General features: G+C 66.7%; 12 protein-coding genes. 9 read left to right on the forward strand and 3 right to left on the reverse strand.

The genetic code is table 11. The features are described 5' to 3' along the window. Positions 1-30: 30 nt before the first annotated feature. The 3 genes from E8F06_RS27540 to E8F06_RS27550 form a co-directional block, all read right to left on the reverse strand. Positions 31-609 (reverse strand): DUF3156 family protein, encoded by a 579-nt coding sequence (locus tag E8F06_RS27540; RefSeq protein WP_280372339.1) that lies wholly within the window; start codon positions 607-609, stop codon positions 31-33. Next, on the reverse strand, positions 590-2,089 hold the full coding sequence (locus tag E8F06_RS27545) for an APC family permease (protein WP_280372340.1): 1,500 nt from the start codon (positions 2,087-2,089) through the stop codon (positions 590-592). The genes E8F06_RS27540 and E8F06_RS27545 overlap by 20 nt, the downstream gene beginning before the upstream one ends. 126 nt (positions 2,090-2,215) lie before the next feature. Further along, positions 2,216-3,703, reverse strand: a complete 1,488-nt coding sequence (locus tag E8F06_RS27550; RefSeq protein ID WP_280372341.1) for an aldehyde dehydrogenase family protein — start codon at positions 3,701-3,703, stop codon at positions 2,216-2,218. Positions 3,704-3,942: 239 nt separating this feature from the next. Between E8F06_RS27550 and E8F06_RS27555 the strand changes: the two genes are divergently transcribed. The 9 genes from E8F06_RS27555 to E8F06_RS27595 all read left to right on the forward strand — a co-directional run bounded on the left by E8F06_RS27555 (position 3,943) and on the right by E8F06_RS27595 (position 13,626). Next, positions 3,943-5,286: an aspartate aminotransferase family protein gene (locus E8F06_RS27555; RefSeq protein ID WP_280372342.1), complete on the forward strand. Its 1,344-nt coding sequence runs from the start codon at positions 3,943-3,945 to the stop codon at positions 5,284-5,286. A 51-nt stretch (positions 5,287-5,337) separates the two neighbouring features. Next, on the forward strand, positions 5,338-5,994 hold the full coding sequence (locus tag E8F06_RS27560) for a helix-turn-helix transcriptional regulator (RefSeq protein ID WP_280372343.1): 657 nt from the start codon (positions 5,338-5,340) through the stop codon (positions 5,992-5,994). Positions 5,995-6,173: 179 nt separating this feature from the next. Continuing rightward, a complete protein-coding gene (locus E8F06_RS27565; protein WP_280372344.1) occupies positions 6,174-6,989 on the forward strand; it encodes a molybdenum cofactor biosynthesis F family protein in 816 nt (271 codons plus the stop codon). Next, entirely contained in the window at positions 6,986-7,768 is a 783-nt protein-coding gene (locus E8F06_RS27570; protein ID WP_280372345.1) for an SDR family oxidoreductase, read from the forward strand. The genes E8F06_RS27565 and E8F06_RS27570 overlap by 4 nt, the downstream gene beginning before the upstream one ends. Positions 7,769-7,966: 198 nt before the next feature. Next, on the forward strand, positions 7,967-9,214 hold the full coding sequence (locus E8F06_RS27575) for an MFS transporter (protein ID WP_280372346.1): 1,248 nt from the start codon (positions 7,967-7,969) through the stop codon (positions 9,212-9,214). Between the two features lie 139 nt (positions 9,215-9,353). Then, entirely contained in the window at positions 9,354-10,337 is a 984-nt protein-coding gene (locus E8F06_RS27580; RefSeq protein WP_280372347.1) for a LuxR C-terminal-related transcriptional regulator, read from the forward strand. A 105-nt stretch (positions 10,338-10,442) separates the two neighbouring features. Further along, positions 10,443-11,315, forward strand: a complete 873-nt coding sequence (locus E8F06_RS27585) for a transporter (protein ID WP_280372348.1) — start codon at positions 10,443-10,445, stop codon at positions 11,313-11,315. 16 nt (positions 11,316-11,331) lie between these two features. Further along, the gene (locus E8F06_RS27590; protein WP_280372349.1) at positions 11,332-12,489 is read left to right on the forward strand and encodes an MFS transporter; all 1,158 of its coding nucleotides are present in this window, start codon (positions 11,332-11,334) and stop codon (positions 12,487-12,489) included. A gap of 18 nt (positions 12,490-12,507) precedes the next feature. Next, positions 12,508-13,626, forward strand: coding sequence for a class II histone deacetylase (locus tag E8F06_RS27595; RefSeq protein WP_280372350.1), 1,119 nt, complete (start codon positions 12,508-12,510; stop codon positions 13,624-13,626). The last annotated feature ends 137 nt before the right edge of the window (positions 13,627-13,763 follow it).

Consider the following 13,763-nt stretch of genomic DNA (forward strand, 5'->3'; position numbering starts at 1 on the left):
CTTAGCCAGAGGTACGTCCAATCGACGCCTTCAGTGACTGCCGAGAATCGCCTTGAGCACGTGCAACGCCTGCAGCAGATGCTCGCGCTGCTCGGGATTCAGGCGTATGTAGCGGCGGAAGCCGGGCATCCGGTTCACCACTTCGCTGGCGCCCATGTGTTCCAGGCGAACCGTCCACCGCCCGCCTTCGCGCTCAATCGACAGTCGCTTGAAGTCCAGTGGCATCAGTGCCGCCAGAAGCGCCGCGTCTCCCTGCAGGCGGGTGGTCAGCCCGCCCAGGGCCTTGGCATCGCCAGCACGAATCCGGCAGGCGATGCCCTGGCGATGAATCGCCCCACGATGATTCAGATCGATACGTACATGGCCCGCGCCTACCGAGGGCACCTGCAGGACGAATTCGGTCAGCACCAGGTGCATGAGGAATTGCGCCTCGACCACCTCCCTGGCGTCGAACGCCAACTCGCCGTCTGCGCTGGTGAAACGCATCGACGTCGCTCCCTCCGGCTCGGCGCCCAGGAATGGCAGGTCGCGTGCCACCCGCGCCAGCGTTGCCCCCGGCCGGTAGCCGGAGGGCGGTCGCCGCCAGTATTCAGACAGCCTTGGAAACATGGCCGAAATGCTCCACGGAGTGAACGCCGGGTTCGCTGCTGAACTCCTTCTCCAGCACCTCTTCCACCGGCACCGGCCGGAACGGATTGACCTTCTGCACCACCAGCGTCCAGAACAGCGCATAGGCGGCGGTCATCGCCAGCATCACGCCGAAGGGAACGTACACATCGCGCGGGTTCATGCCCGGCGGGGTGATGAACCAGAGGCCGATGAGGATGCCGACGCTGGAGACGATCTGCGGCAACGGGAACCAGGGCGAGCGATAGGCGCGCGGCAGGTCCGGACGGCGAATGCGCAGGATCACCACCGACAGGGTCACCAGCAGGTATGCGGTGCTCCAGGCACAGACCGCAGCCAGCACCAGGTTGAAGATGCCGTCGGTGTTGCCGCCCAGCCACCAGGCGTGCAGGCAGGGAATCGCCACCGCCACGGCGATGCACAGCAGGGGTGTCTTGAAGCGCGGGTGCAGGTAGGTAAAGGCCTTCGGCAGTGCGCCATCCACCGCCATCCCGTACATGATGCGCGGCAGGCCGGCCATCAGGGTGTTGATGGTGGCGGCGCCGGCGAAGAGAAAACCGATACCCAACCAGATCGGGCCGATGTCGCCCATTACCGCCTGGGCGAACTGAGGAATCGCCATCGGGGTATCCAGCAGGTGCACGCCAGTGGCTTCGTCGAGCAGCACGTTCTCCACCTGGCGCTTCATCGCCGCGCCGTAGATGAACATGCAGGACGCCACGCCCAGCAGCCCCAGGGCCATGGCGCGCGGCAAGGTCCAGGCGGAGCGGCGCACCTCAGGAGCCAGCGGGGTGACGAACTCGCAACCGACGAACATGAACATCGCCATCCCCACCAGAGACAGGATGGTGGTCAGGTCGGCACCGATCAGCGAGGCGCCGAACCAGCCGTCCAGCTCCACCCCGGGCGCGGCGAACAGCCCCGCCAGGCCGAAGATCATCAGGGTGGTCCACATGCCGAAGGTGAGGATCACCTCGGCCTTGCTGAACACGCTGATGCCGAATGCATTGAGGATGCCGAAGGTGATCACGAAGCCGACGCCCAGCAACCAGGAGCCGCCAGCGGACTCGGCCAGCGTGTTGAGATGCTCGAAGTTCACCAGGGCCATGACGCCGGCGAGGATCGTCTCGGCGGTGCCGGCGAACACATGCACGATCAGGTAGGCCGAAATGGTGCCGGTAATGGCGAAGAAGCGCCCCATGCCGCAGGAGATGTAGTCGTACACCGAACCGCTGGTGGGCAGGATCGATGCCGCCTCGGCGAAGGTAGTGGATTGCGCCAGCATCATCACGGCGGCGATCAGCATGGCCACGGCGAAGGCGCCGCCGCCGATGCCGAAGCCCATGGTGGCGGTGAGGATCACCGGGCTGGCCATGATCAGGCCGATGGTGCTGGCCAGCGCGGTGGGAAACCCGACCGAGCCGCGCTCCAGGTGTGCTGCGAGTCTTGCGTTGATGGACATGGTGCGAACCTCGAAGTCGATGTTGTCGTTGTTGGGTTCAAGGCATGTGGAAAAGCCGGCCGCCACGACGGGCCGGCAAAGGTCATCGGAGGCGCCGCGCTGGCGGGCGCACTCCTGTTGCGGAACTCAGTAGGCGATGCACACCGACTTGTTCTCGGTGAAGGCTTCGATGGCCGCATGGCCCATCTCGCGGCCGATGCCGGACTGCTTGAAACCGCCGAAGGGCATGGACGGGTCCAGCAGGTTGTGGGCGTTGACCCAGACGGTGCCGGCCTTCAGGCGCGGGATCAGGCCCATCACCTGTTTCAGGTCGTTGGACCAGATGCTCGCCGCCAACCCGTAGGGGGTGTCGTTGGCCAATCGCACCACTTCGTCGATCTCGTCGAAGGCAGTGGCGACCAGCACCGGGCCGAAGATTTCTTCCCGCACCACCTGCATGTCCGGACGCACATTGGCGATCACCGTCGGCTTGACGAAGAAGCCCTGCTCACCGTGCGCCTCGCCACCGCAAATGACGCTGGCGCCCTGGGCCCGGCCGCTGTCGATCATGCCCAGCACCCGGCGCTGCTGCTTGGCGGAAATCAGCGGGTTGATCTGCGCGGATGGGTCCAGGCCCGGCCCGATGCTGAGTGAACCGGCGATGCCGTGGAGGCGCTCCAGCACCTGGTCGAAGGACTTGCGCTGCACGTAGAGACGCGAGCCGGCGGTGCACACCTGGCCCTGGTTGAAGAAGATGGCCCCGGCAGCACCGGCGGCGGCGTTGTCCAGAGCGGTGTCGTCGAGCACGATCACCGGCGACTTGCCACCCAGCTCCAGGGTGAAGCGGGTCATGTTCTCCACCGCCGCATGACCGATCAGCTTGCCCACCGGGGTGGAGCCGGTGAAGGCCAGCTTGTCGATGCCCGGATGCGCCGCCAGCGCCGCGCCGGCCTCGGCACCCACGCCCGTGACGATGTTCACCACACCCGGCGGAATGCCTGCTTCCAGGCACAGCTGACCCAGGCGCAGGGCGGTGAGCGGTGTCTCGTCCGCCGGCTTCAGCACCACGGTGCAGCCGCAGGCCAGGGCCGGTACGACCTTCCACAAGGCCATCATCAGCGGGAAGTTCCAGGGCACGATGGCGCCCACGACGCCCACCGGTTCCGGCACCGTGTAGGCGCGGTACTTGCCGCCGGGAATGGCGCCGATGGAGACATCCAGGCTCTTGCCTTCGATCTTGGTGGCCCAGCCGGCCATATAGCGGGTGTATTCCACGCCCGCCCCCACTTCGATGGCACGGGACAGGTTGATGGACTTGCCGTTGTTCAGGGTTTCCAGTTGCGCCAGCTCTTCGCCATGGACCTCCAGCAGGTCGGCCAACTTCAACAGCAGGCGCTCACGGTCCGCCGGGCGCTGGGCGGCCCAACTGCCCTCGAAGGCGCGGCGCGCAGCGGCGACCGCCTGGTCCACATCGGCCTTGGCGGCCACGGCGACTCGCGCCAGTTCCTCACCCGTGGCCGGGTTGTGCACCGCCATTTCGGCGCCGGACAGCGCGGGACGGGACTGCCCGTCGATCAACAGGCCGTGGCGGGCCTGGACAAAGGCCGCCACACGGGGGTCAAGGGCAATGCTCATCTCGGTTCCTCTTCTCGCACGGCCGCCGCAGCGACCGGGTATCTCGGATAGTCGAGAGGCACTGTGCGCCAAGCCCGGTGAACGATCTTGATCCTGGCTGCCGCCGGACTTGCCAATGGCTGCCAGTTCGCTGGCAGGAAAAGGCAAGCCCGCTGGCAGGCAGGTGCAAGTAATCGGCGGCGCCTTGAGGCACAAATGGAGCCACGCAGCTTGCACCGCTGCCCTAGAGGAGAATTCACATGACCACGACCACCCGCGACAACGCCTTCTGGCATCCCATGCTGCACCCCAACGAAATGAAGCAGCGCGAGCCCATCCGCATCCTCCGTGGCGAGGGTTGCTTCGTCTTCGATGACAAGGGCAACCGCCTGGTGGATGGCGTGGCGGGGTTGTGGAACGTCAACGTCGGCCACGGCCGCGCGGAGATCAAGGCAGCCATCACGACACAGCTGGACGAGCTGGAGTACTTCCAGCTGTTCGACGGCATCAGCCATCCCCGCGCCGAAGAACTGGCCGCCAAGGTGATCGGCATGCTGGAACCGGAAGGCATGCGCCGCGTGGCCTTCAGCTCCGGCGGTTCGGACTCGGTGGAAACCGCACTCAAGCTGGCCCGCCAGTACTGGAAGTTGCAGGGCCAGGCAGACCGCACCAAGTTCATTTCCCTGCGCCAGGGCTACCACGGCACCCACTTCGGCGGCGCCTCGGTGAACGGCAACACCGTCTTCCGTCGCAACTACGAGCCGCTGCTGCCGGGCTGTTTCCACGTCGACACACCCTGGCTCTACCGCAACCCCTACAGCCAGGACCCGGAAGAACTCGGCCAGATCTGCGCCGACCTGCTGGAGCGGGAAATCCAGTTCCAGAGCCCGGATACCGTGGCCGCCTTCATCGCCGAACCGATCCAGGGCGCCGGTGGCGTGATCGTGCCGCCGGAGAACTACTGGCCGCTGATCCGCAAGGTCTGCGACAAATACGGCGTACTGCTGATCGCCGATGAGATCGTCACCGGCTTCGGCCGCTCGGGCTCCATGTTCGGCAGCCGCCTGTGGGGCGTGAAGCCCGACATCATGTGCCTGGCCAAGGGCATCTCCTCGGGCTACATCCCCCTCGGCGCCACCGTGGTCAACGAACGCATCGAGCAGGCCTTCGCCAACAACGGCAACTTCACCGGCGCAATCATGCACGGCTACACCTACTCCGGGCATCCGGTGGCCTGCGCCGCGGCCCTGGCCAACCTGGACATCGTCGAGAAGGAAAACCTGCCGGCCAATGCGGCGAAACAGGGTGACTACCTGCTGAAAAGCCTGGCCTCGTTCTCCGAGCGTTTCGCTGCAGTGGGTGAGGTGCGCGGCAAGGGCCTGATGGTGGCCCTGGACCTGGTAAGCGACAAGGCCACCCGCGAACCGATCGACCCCATGGGTGGCTACGCCAACCGCGTCGCCGAAATCGCCCGCGCCAACGGCGTGATGGTGCGCCCGGTGGGCACCAAGATCATCCTCTCGCCACCGCTGGTGATCGAGCAGGAGGAGATCGATACCATCGTCAATGCCCTCGCGATAGGTTTCCAGGAAGCCCATCTGTAACCCTTCGGAGCGCGGCCCATGCCGCGCTCCTCCGTTTTCGGGAGCAGCGCCATGCACGACGACTTCGGCCTGCACTGCCTGCAGGCCTTCAGCCGGGTTGTCCCGGCCTCCTGCTTCGCCTTCTACCTGGTCGACCCACACCTGCGCGCCCGCGACTTCCAGCTCCTGCGTATGGACGCCCGGACCCACCGCGACTACCTCGACCACTACCGCGACTTCGACCCGCTGCAGCCCGCCCTTTGCCGCGACGAACGCCGCGCCGTGGTGTCACTGCGGGAAGCCATGGCACGCCAGGCCGACAATGCGCGGCGCATCTACCAAGGCTTCCTGGTCCGCCATGGCATCCGCGACGTGGTGGAGGTGATCGCCCATGTTCGCCAGCGACCGGTGGCGGGCGTCTCCCTGCTGCGCCTGAGCACCCAGCAGCCCTTCGATGCCGATGAACTGCAGCGCCTGGATGGCCTGCGCGGCCTGCTCGACCTCGCCGTGCGCCAACTGCCGGACGCTCCAGCGGAGAACGATGGGCTGACCGGCTTCACCCCTCGGGAACAGGAAATCGCCCTGCTCCTACGCGAAGGCCTGTCCAACAAGGACCTCGCCCGGCAGCTCGATATGGGGCTGGCCACGGTGAAGACCCACCTTATCCACCTGTTCCGCAAGACCGGTGCACGCAGCCGTACAGAATTGGTGAGAAAGCTCTTCCCGTAGGATGGGGCGGGCGGCGTTCCGCGAGCTGAGCGAAACCTATCAATCACCGTGTCAGACCGATGGGTATCGCAAGCTCCACCCATCCTACGATCTGAACGTGCCACCTCCACCTTCCGGTTGATACCGCCCCACCCCCATCCGACCGAGCATGGCGCCATCCCAACCCACGGAGATGAGCCATGACTACCCAACCCGAATGGATCACTGTCGGCGCCCTCGCCGACGGCTTCGCCCCGGAAGCCTTCATCCTGCCCAGCCTGGCGGACCTTGCCGACCGCACCTTCACCCTGCACTTCGCCAACGGCTGGCGGATCGAGCATCGCTTCGGCGCCGAGCAGCTCGCCTGGTCATTGCAAGACGGCAGCGGCGGCGAGGCTCCCTACCGCGCCACGTCGGTGCGCGAGGGTCTGTACCTGGTGGACTTCCTCAAGCAGGAGAACGGCCGCACGGTCTCGGTGAGCCTGGTGCTGGATATCACCAACGCCGCCTTCACCGCCGTGCTCGGGCGCATGCCCAGCGAGGCGGAATGCCGGGGCGACCTGTTCGGCAAGGCCCTCGCCGGTGGCGAGCTGACGTCGGTGAAGGCGGAATTCCTCCACGGCAGCCTCGATCGCCCCTGGCGCGAAGGCGCCTGCCCCCACGCGCCGAGTCTCGAGCTGGTAGGCCTGCGCAACCTCTACCGCTATAGCCCCAGCGAGGTCTACGAGCACCTCTACCTCAACGAGAACTTCTACAGTTGGCAGTGCCTGCAGGGCGTCGAACAAGGCCTGGCGGACACCGACCGCTGCCACACCCTGAAGATCGCCGAGTCGCTCTACCTCTTCGTCTGGCGGGAGAAGATCATCCCCACCCTCGGCGTGGTGCTGATCGACCTGCAGCACCATCGCAGCGACGGCAAGATCTGCGGCTATGCCGGCGGCGACTTCGGCCAGTTGTCGAACTTCCCGGTGAGTTCCCACTGCAGCGTGCTGAACCGCACGGAGTATCCGCTGTGAAGGGCCGCACCGTGCTCATCACCGGAGCCGGCAGTGGCATAGGCGCGGTCTGTGCGCAACGTCTCGCCCACGACGGCGCGCAACTGGTGCTGGTGGGAAGGCGTCGCGAACCGCTGGAGGACGTAGCCGCCGGGACCGGCGGCCTGGTGCTCTGCGGGGATGCCGCCAGCAGCGCCGACTGGGCCCGCTTCATCCCGGCCATCCGCGAGCGCTTCGGTGGCCTCGACGGGGTGATCGCCAACGCCGGCAGCCATGGCCTGGGCAGCGCCACCGAAACCTCGGACAAGGACTGGCAGGCGGCAATGCGCGCCAACCTGGACAGCGCCTTCTACACCGCCCGCGCCTGCCTGCCGCTGCTGGTACAGCGGCGCGGCGCCCTGGTGCTGATGGCCTCCCTCGCCGCCCTGGCGGCCGGCGAAGGCGTTTGCGGCTACACCACCGCCAAGCACGCCCTCCTCGGCCTCACCCGCTCCCTGGCACGGGACTACGGCCCGCAAGGCGTGCGGGTGAATGCCGTCTGCCCGGGCTGGGTGCGCACGCCCATGGCCGACGCCGAGATGCAGCCGTTGATGGAGCGCCATGACGAAGACCTGGAGGCGGCCTATGCGCGGGTTACCGCCGAGGTGCCACTGCGCCGCCCGGCCAAGCCGGAGGAAATCGCCAGCGTCTGCCGCTTCCTGCTCTCGGACGAAGCCTCCATCATCACTGGCGCCAGCCTGGTGGCCGATGGCGGGTCGAGCATCGTGGACGTGCCGACCTTGGCGTTCGGGCGCATTTGAGGCTCCATCCGTTCCCCTGCTCGGCGAAGCCACGTAGTGTGGATGGCGCTTTTCCATCCACCAACGGCTCTATGCCGGGCCTCGAACGGTGGACCGGTGAAGCGTGGTCCACCCTTGGTTATGGAAATAGGCGCCGGGGGCACGGGGAAGTACGTTAAGATATTAACATTCTACTTTCGCCTGCCCTTGGCTGCCCCAATGCCTGATTCCCGCCCTTGGCCCGCTGCCATCCGCGCCCTGCGCCACCGCAACTTTCGCCTGTACTTCGCCGGCCAGGCGGTATCCACCCTGGGTAGCTGGCTGCAACAGGTCGCCCTTGCCTGGCTGATCTATCGCCTCACCGGCTCGGCGGCCCTGCTCGGCATCACCACCTTCGCCTCGCTGTTGCCGCAATTGCTGGTGGGCCCTCTGGCCGGAGCCTGGATCGATCGCCACGACAAGCGCCGCCTGCTGATCGGCGTGCAGGGCCTGCTCGGCCTTCAGGCCATCGCCCTCGCGGCACTCACCGCCAGCGACCTGATCGGGCCGACGCTGATCGTCGCCATGGCCGCGCTGCTGGGCGTCCTCAACGCTTTCGATACCCCGCTGCGGCAGTCGCTGCTGAGCCAGTTCGTCAGCGGCAAAGAGGACCTGCCCAACGCCCTGGCGCTCAATGCCATGCTGTTCAACAGTTCGCGCTTCGTCGGTCCGCCCCTGGCCGGCCTGCTGCTGGGGTTCACCAGCGAGGCGGCCTGCTTCGCCCTCAATGCCCTCTCCTATCTGGGGCTGGCGGCGGGGCTGCTGGTGATCCGCATGGCGCCCACGCCGCGCGCCGCCGGCTCCACCGGGGATGTGTTTCGTGAAGGACTGGCCTATGTCGCCGGCAGGCCGACCATCCGCCTGATGATGCTCAGCGTGCTGGTGGTCAACCTCACCGCCTCCAGCTACGCCGTGCTGCTCCCGGTGTTCGCCAAGGACATCTTCAATGGTGACGCACGTACGCTCGGCTGGCTCTGGGGGGCGGCAGGCCTTGGCTCATTGCTGGGCACGCTATTCCTCGCCAATCGCCACGCCCTGCCGAGCCTGGTCAGGAGCATCATGGCCTGCGCCCTGGCCGGGGGTGCGGGACTGCTGGCCTTCGCCGCCAGCCAGCAGCTGGCCGTCTCGTTGTTGGCCATGGCCGTGCTCGGCTTCGCCATCACCAACTGCAACGTCGGTACCAATATCCTCTTGCAGAGCCTGGCCCCGGAGAGCCTGAGGGGGCGCGTTGTGTCCCTCTACACCTCGACGCGATTCGGCTTCGACGCCATCGGCGGACTGCTGGCGGGCGTACTCGCCGAACACTTCGGTGCACCTGCCGCCATGGCCTGCGCCGGCGTGCTGCTGCTCGGTTATTGCGCCTGGCTATTTCCGCGCCAGCGCCTGCTGGGCCGGGATATTGCCGCGAGCAGCGAGGGCCCGCGCTGACCCTATCCTGCATCTGTAGGATGGCGGCTCCTTCAGGCGAACCTGATACTCGCTCCAGGCCCTGCCCCGTCGCAAAGACGAAAGGCCATGACTCGAACCTGTGACAGAACAAAAACAACGTCGCACACGGGGATACCGCATGAGCAGGAACGACCAGGCTGATCGAACGATCACCACCGCATTGCTGGAGGCATTCAGCAACACCGTGCTGGAACTCCAGCGCCTGGCCAGGGACAGGTCCATCGAGCGCTTCCACGCCCTCGCACTGACGCAGCTCCAGCAGTTGCTGCCCTTCGACAAGGCCTGGTGGGGCCGTGCCGCGATGATCGACGGCCTGCCGGAAGAACACAGCTCGCATCTGTTCAACCTGCCGCCGCACTACCTGGAAGACTGGCAGTCGATCCGTCACGAGGACGTGACCGTCGGCCTGGTCAGCGCCGCGCCCGACAAGTCGGTGATCGTCGACAGCGCCAACAGCACACCAGGCCTGCAATGGCTGGGGGAGCGCCACGGCTTCCGTGAGTTCCTCTGCGTCATCCATTCCGATCCGCAGACCGGCCTGGTAGACCACCTGACCCTCTACCGCTCGCCGACGTCCGCCCCCTTCAACGACCAGGATCAACTGCTGATGGACCAGTTGATGCGGCACCTCGCCGCCGCCGTCTCGGCCAACCAGATCCGCACCCTGGTGGCCAAGCGGGAAAGCCTGTCCAACCCACGCAACCTCGCGCTGGCCGTATGCGACGCCCGCGGCACCCTGCATTGTGCCGAGCGCGGCTTCGTCGACCTGCTGCTCACCGAGTGGCCCGACTGGACCGGTCCGCAGTTGCCCGAGAGCATCAGCCCCGAGGGTTATCAGGGTGAGCGCCTGTTGCTGGAAGTCTCCGCGGTGGGCGACCTGCATCTCCTCGCCGCGCGCAGCCACAGCCCGCTGCAACAGCTCAGCGCGCGCGAGAACGATGTGGCCCTTCGCTTCGGGGAAGGCAAGACCTACAAGGAAATCGCCCGCGACCTGGGCCTGGCGCCCAATACCGTGCGCCACCACATACGCACCATCTATTCCAAGCTCGGCGTGAAGGACAAGGCGAGCATCGCCCACCTCCTCCACTCGCCACCCGACTGATTCCCGCTTTCCCAGCCGCCTGAACTCCGGCTGCCCCACATGGGCGGCAGGGCGGCGTCTTGCCCGAAGAAACCCACCGCACCCAGAAAAAGAGATGCAACGCCCATGACCCGCACCCGCTCCTTCCGTCACGCCCTACTCGGCAGCGTGCTGTTACCCCTCGCCGCGCAGGCCGCCGACATGAACGCCCGCGACTTCTTCTCCGCCCCCTCGGGCACCCAGCTCGGCGTGCTCTACCTGCCCACCAATCGCGCCAACGACTTCCACGGTCCGGCCGACCGAACCGGCAAGGCGGACCTGGAGGTCAACGCCCTGGCCTACCGCCATGTGCTCTTCACCGATGCCTGCGGCACCCTCTGCACGCCGCAGTTCATCGTGCCCTACGTCGACATCGATGCCCGCCTTCCCGGCGCCACCGGCCACACCAGCGAGCGCGGCATCGGCGACCCGCAGATGGGCGGCACGTTGTTCATCATCAACGACCCAGCCACCCGCACCTACAGTGGCCTGCTGACCCTGGTCACCGTTCCGGTGGGCGAGTACCACGGCAACAACCCGGATGTATCTCCCGGCGCCAACCGCTGGGGCCTGACCTTCAATTACAACTACACCCAGGGCGTCGGCGAGAAGTGGGTGCTGGAAGCCAACCTCGAAGCCCAGATCTACGGCAAGAACGACGACTACTACGGCATGGACCTGGAGCAGGACCCCCTCTATCGCCTGCAAGCCTTCGCCTCCTATGACATCTCCCCGTCTACCTACGGCGCCCTGCGCCTGGTGCATGCCGACGGCGGCGAACTCAGCCTGAACGACCGCACCCTCGACGACACCCACCAGCGTTACACCCAGCTGGGTGTGGAGCTCGGCCACTGGCTGGACCAGCAGAACCAACTGATGGTTGCCCTCTCCCACAACGTCGACACCGACAACGGCTACCACGGCGCCCAGGCCCTGCTTCGCCTGGCCCACGTGTTCTGATCCAGGAGACAACGCCATGACCTTCCAATCCAGGCAGCCGCTGGCGCTGCAGGCCGCCATCGTCGTGTTCGCCGCCATCACCTCGGCGGTACTGCTCACCGCCCCCGCCATTGCCACCCGCCTCGCCGTCGAGCTGGGCCTGAACCCGGAGCAGATCGGCAACCTGTTCTCCATCGAACTGGGCGCCATGAGCCTCGCCACCCTGCCCTCCTTCTGGTGGCTGAAGCGGGTCGACTGCCGTCGCGCGGCGCTGATCGCCGCCCTGCTGTTCATCGCCGGCAATCTCGCCTCTGCGGCGACGGCGAGCTACCTGCCTCTGGCTGCGCTGCGCTTCGTCACTGCCCTGGCCGGCGGCTCGCTGATGGTGCTCTGCCTGTCCTGCGCGGCGACACTGCCCAATCCGAGCCGCGCCTATGGCTTCTGGGTGTTGGGCCAGCTGGTGCTCGGCGCCATCGGTCTGAGCCTGCTGCCACGCCTGTTCGAGGCCTACGGCCTGGGCGTTGTTTACCTGCTGCTGGCCACCCTGACACTGCTCGGCCTGCCTCTGGTACGCGCCTTCCCTGCGGCCCATCGGGCGCCCGAACGTCCCGCGCGCAGCGGTTCGGCATCGCGCTGGAAAGTCGCGGCGGCGATCCTCGGTCTGCTGGGTTTCTACGTCGCCCTCAGCGCCGTCTGGACCTTCATCGGGGCCATCGGCGCCCAGGCCGGCCTGAACGCCCAGGCGAGCGGCGACATCCTCGCCATCGCCACCCTCATGGGCATTGCCGGAGCCGGCTGCGCGACCCTGATCGGCGAGCGCCTGCCGCGCACGCCACTGCTGTGCAGCGGCTTCGGCCTGATGGTGGCCGCCACCCTTCTGCTGCTCGACCAGCCCCTTCTGGCGCGCTTCGCCGTGGCCGTCCTGCTGTTCAAGTTCACCTGGACCTACGTGCTGCCCTTCATCCTCGCCAGCCTGGTGGAGCTTGATGAATCCGGCCGCCTGATGAGCCTGAGCAACCTGGTGATCGGCTCCGGTCTAGCCCTGGGCCCAGCCATGGCGGGCCACCTGCTCGGCGACAGCGGCGACTTCCGCTCCCTGCTTCTGGCCGCCGGCACCCTGACCACCCTGTCCCTGCTCGCCACCCTCGGCAGCCGCCTGCGCCCCGCTTCCCTCACCACCGCCCAATCCCTGTAAGCCAAGGAGTAACTCGCCATGAGCCGCCGTACTGCCTTCTTCTTCGACGAACTGTCCCTCTGGCACAGCGCCAGCCAGCACGCCCTGATCCTTCCGGTGGGAGGCTGGGTGCAGCCGCCCTCGGCTGCCGGCCACGCCGAATCCCCGGAAACCAAGCGCCGCCTGAAGAACCTGATGGATGTCTCCGGCCTCACCACCCGGCTCGATCTGCGCAGCGCCCCGGCCGCCAGCGAGGAGGACCTGCTGCGCGTGCATCCGGAGCACTACCTGAATCGCTTCAAGGCCCTGAGCGACGCCGGCGGCGGCAACCTCGGCGAGCACGCGCCCATCGGCCCGGGCAGCTACGAGATCGCCAAGCTCTCCGCTGGCCTCGCCATGGCGGCGGTGGATGCCGTGCTCAAGGGCGAAGCCGACAACGCCTATTCCCTGTCGCGCCCGCCGGGTCACCACTGCCTACCGGACCAGGCCATGGGTTTCTGCTTCCTGGCCAACATCCCGGTGGCCATCGAAGCGGCCAAGGCCCGTCACGGGCTGGGCAAGGTGGCGGTAATCGACTGGGACGTGCACCACGGCAATGGCACACAGGCGATCTACTACAACCGACCGGACGTGCTGACCATCTCCCTGCACCAGGACGGCTGCTTCCCGCCGGGCTACAGCGGCACGGACGATCGCGGCGAAGGTGCGGGGCTGGGCAGCAACATCAACATCCCACTGCTTGCCGGCAGTGGCCATGACGCCTACCTCGAAGCCATGGAACGGATCGTGATTCCAGCCCTGGAACGCTTCGAGCCGGAGCTGATCGTGGTCGCCTGCGGCTACGACGCCAACGCCGTGGACCCGCTGGCGCGCATGCTGCTGCACAGCGACAGCTTCCGCGCCATGACCCGCCTGGTCCGCGAAGCCGCCGAGCACCTGTGCCAGGGCCGCCTGGTACTGGTCCACGAAGGCGGTTATGCCGAAGCCTACGTGCCCTTCTGTGGCCTGGCGGTGATGGAGGAACTGTCCGGCATCCGCACCGAGGTACAGGACCCGCTCTGTGACTTCATCGGCCTGCAACAGCCCGGCAAAGCCCAGCGCCAGTTGCAGAGCCGATTGATCGGCGAGATGGCGGAGGCATTCGGCCGCGCACCGTAGGGGCACGATGGCAGCACATTCTCCTGTGGGGAAGATTTCAGCGTTAGTGTTGCTAGAAAGCCCTGAACCAGGCTGCTTGCCGAGTTCTGCGGATGTTTCTGGTTTCGCCTTCCCAGGCGCCTCCCTTTGGCAAACGC

Origin of the sequence: Pseudomonas sp. BN411 (assembly GCF_029871235.1) — a bacterium.
Lineage (GTDB): Bacteria > Pseudomonadota > Gammaproteobacteria > Pseudomonadales > Pseudomonadaceae > Metapseudomonas.

Bases quoted from the DNA above. Each gene is read 5' to 3' on its own strand.
- E8F06_RS27540 (WP_280372339.1), bottom strand. From the start codon at position 609: ATGTTTCCAAGGCTGTCTGAATACTGGCGGCGACCGCCCTCCGGCTAC.
- E8F06_RS27545 (WP_280372340.1), bottom strand. From the start codon at position 2,089: ATGTCCATCAACGCAAGACTCGCAGCACACCTGGAGCGCGGCTCGGTC.
- E8F06_RS27550 (WP_280372341.1), bottom strand. From the start codon at position 3,703: ATGAGCATTGCCCTTGACCCCCGTGTGGCGGCCTTTGTCCAGGCCCGC.
- E8F06_RS27555 (WP_280372342.1), top strand. From the start codon at position 3,943: ATGACCACGACCACCCGCGACAACGCCTTCTGGCATCCCATGCTGCAC.
- E8F06_RS27560 (WP_280372343.1), top strand. From the start codon at position 5,338: ATGCACGACGACTTCGGCCTGCACTGCCTGCAGGCCTTCAGCCGGGTT.
- E8F06_RS27565 (WP_280372344.1), top strand. From the start codon at position 6,174: ATGACTACCCAACCCGAATGGATCACTGTCGGCGCCCTCGCCGACGGC.
- E8F06_RS27575 (WP_280372346.1), top strand. From the start codon at position 7,967: ATGCCTGATTCCCGCCCTTGGCCCGCTGCCATCCGCGCCCTGCGCCAC.
- E8F06_RS27580 (WP_280372347.1), top strand. From the start codon at position 9,354: ATGAGCAGGAACGACCAGGCTGATCGAACGATCACCACCGCATTGCTG.
- E8F06_RS27585 (WP_280372348.1), top strand. From the start codon at position 10,443: ATGACCCGCACCCGCTCCTTCCGTCACGCCCTACTCGGCAGCGTGCTG.
- E8F06_RS27590 (WP_280372349.1), top strand. From the start codon at position 11,332: ATGACCTTCCAATCCAGGCAGCCGCTGGCGCTGCAGGCCGCCATCGTC.
- E8F06_RS27595 (WP_280372350.1), top strand. From the start codon at position 12,508: ATGAGCCGCCGTACTGCCTTCTTCTTCGACGAACTGTCCCTCTGGCAC.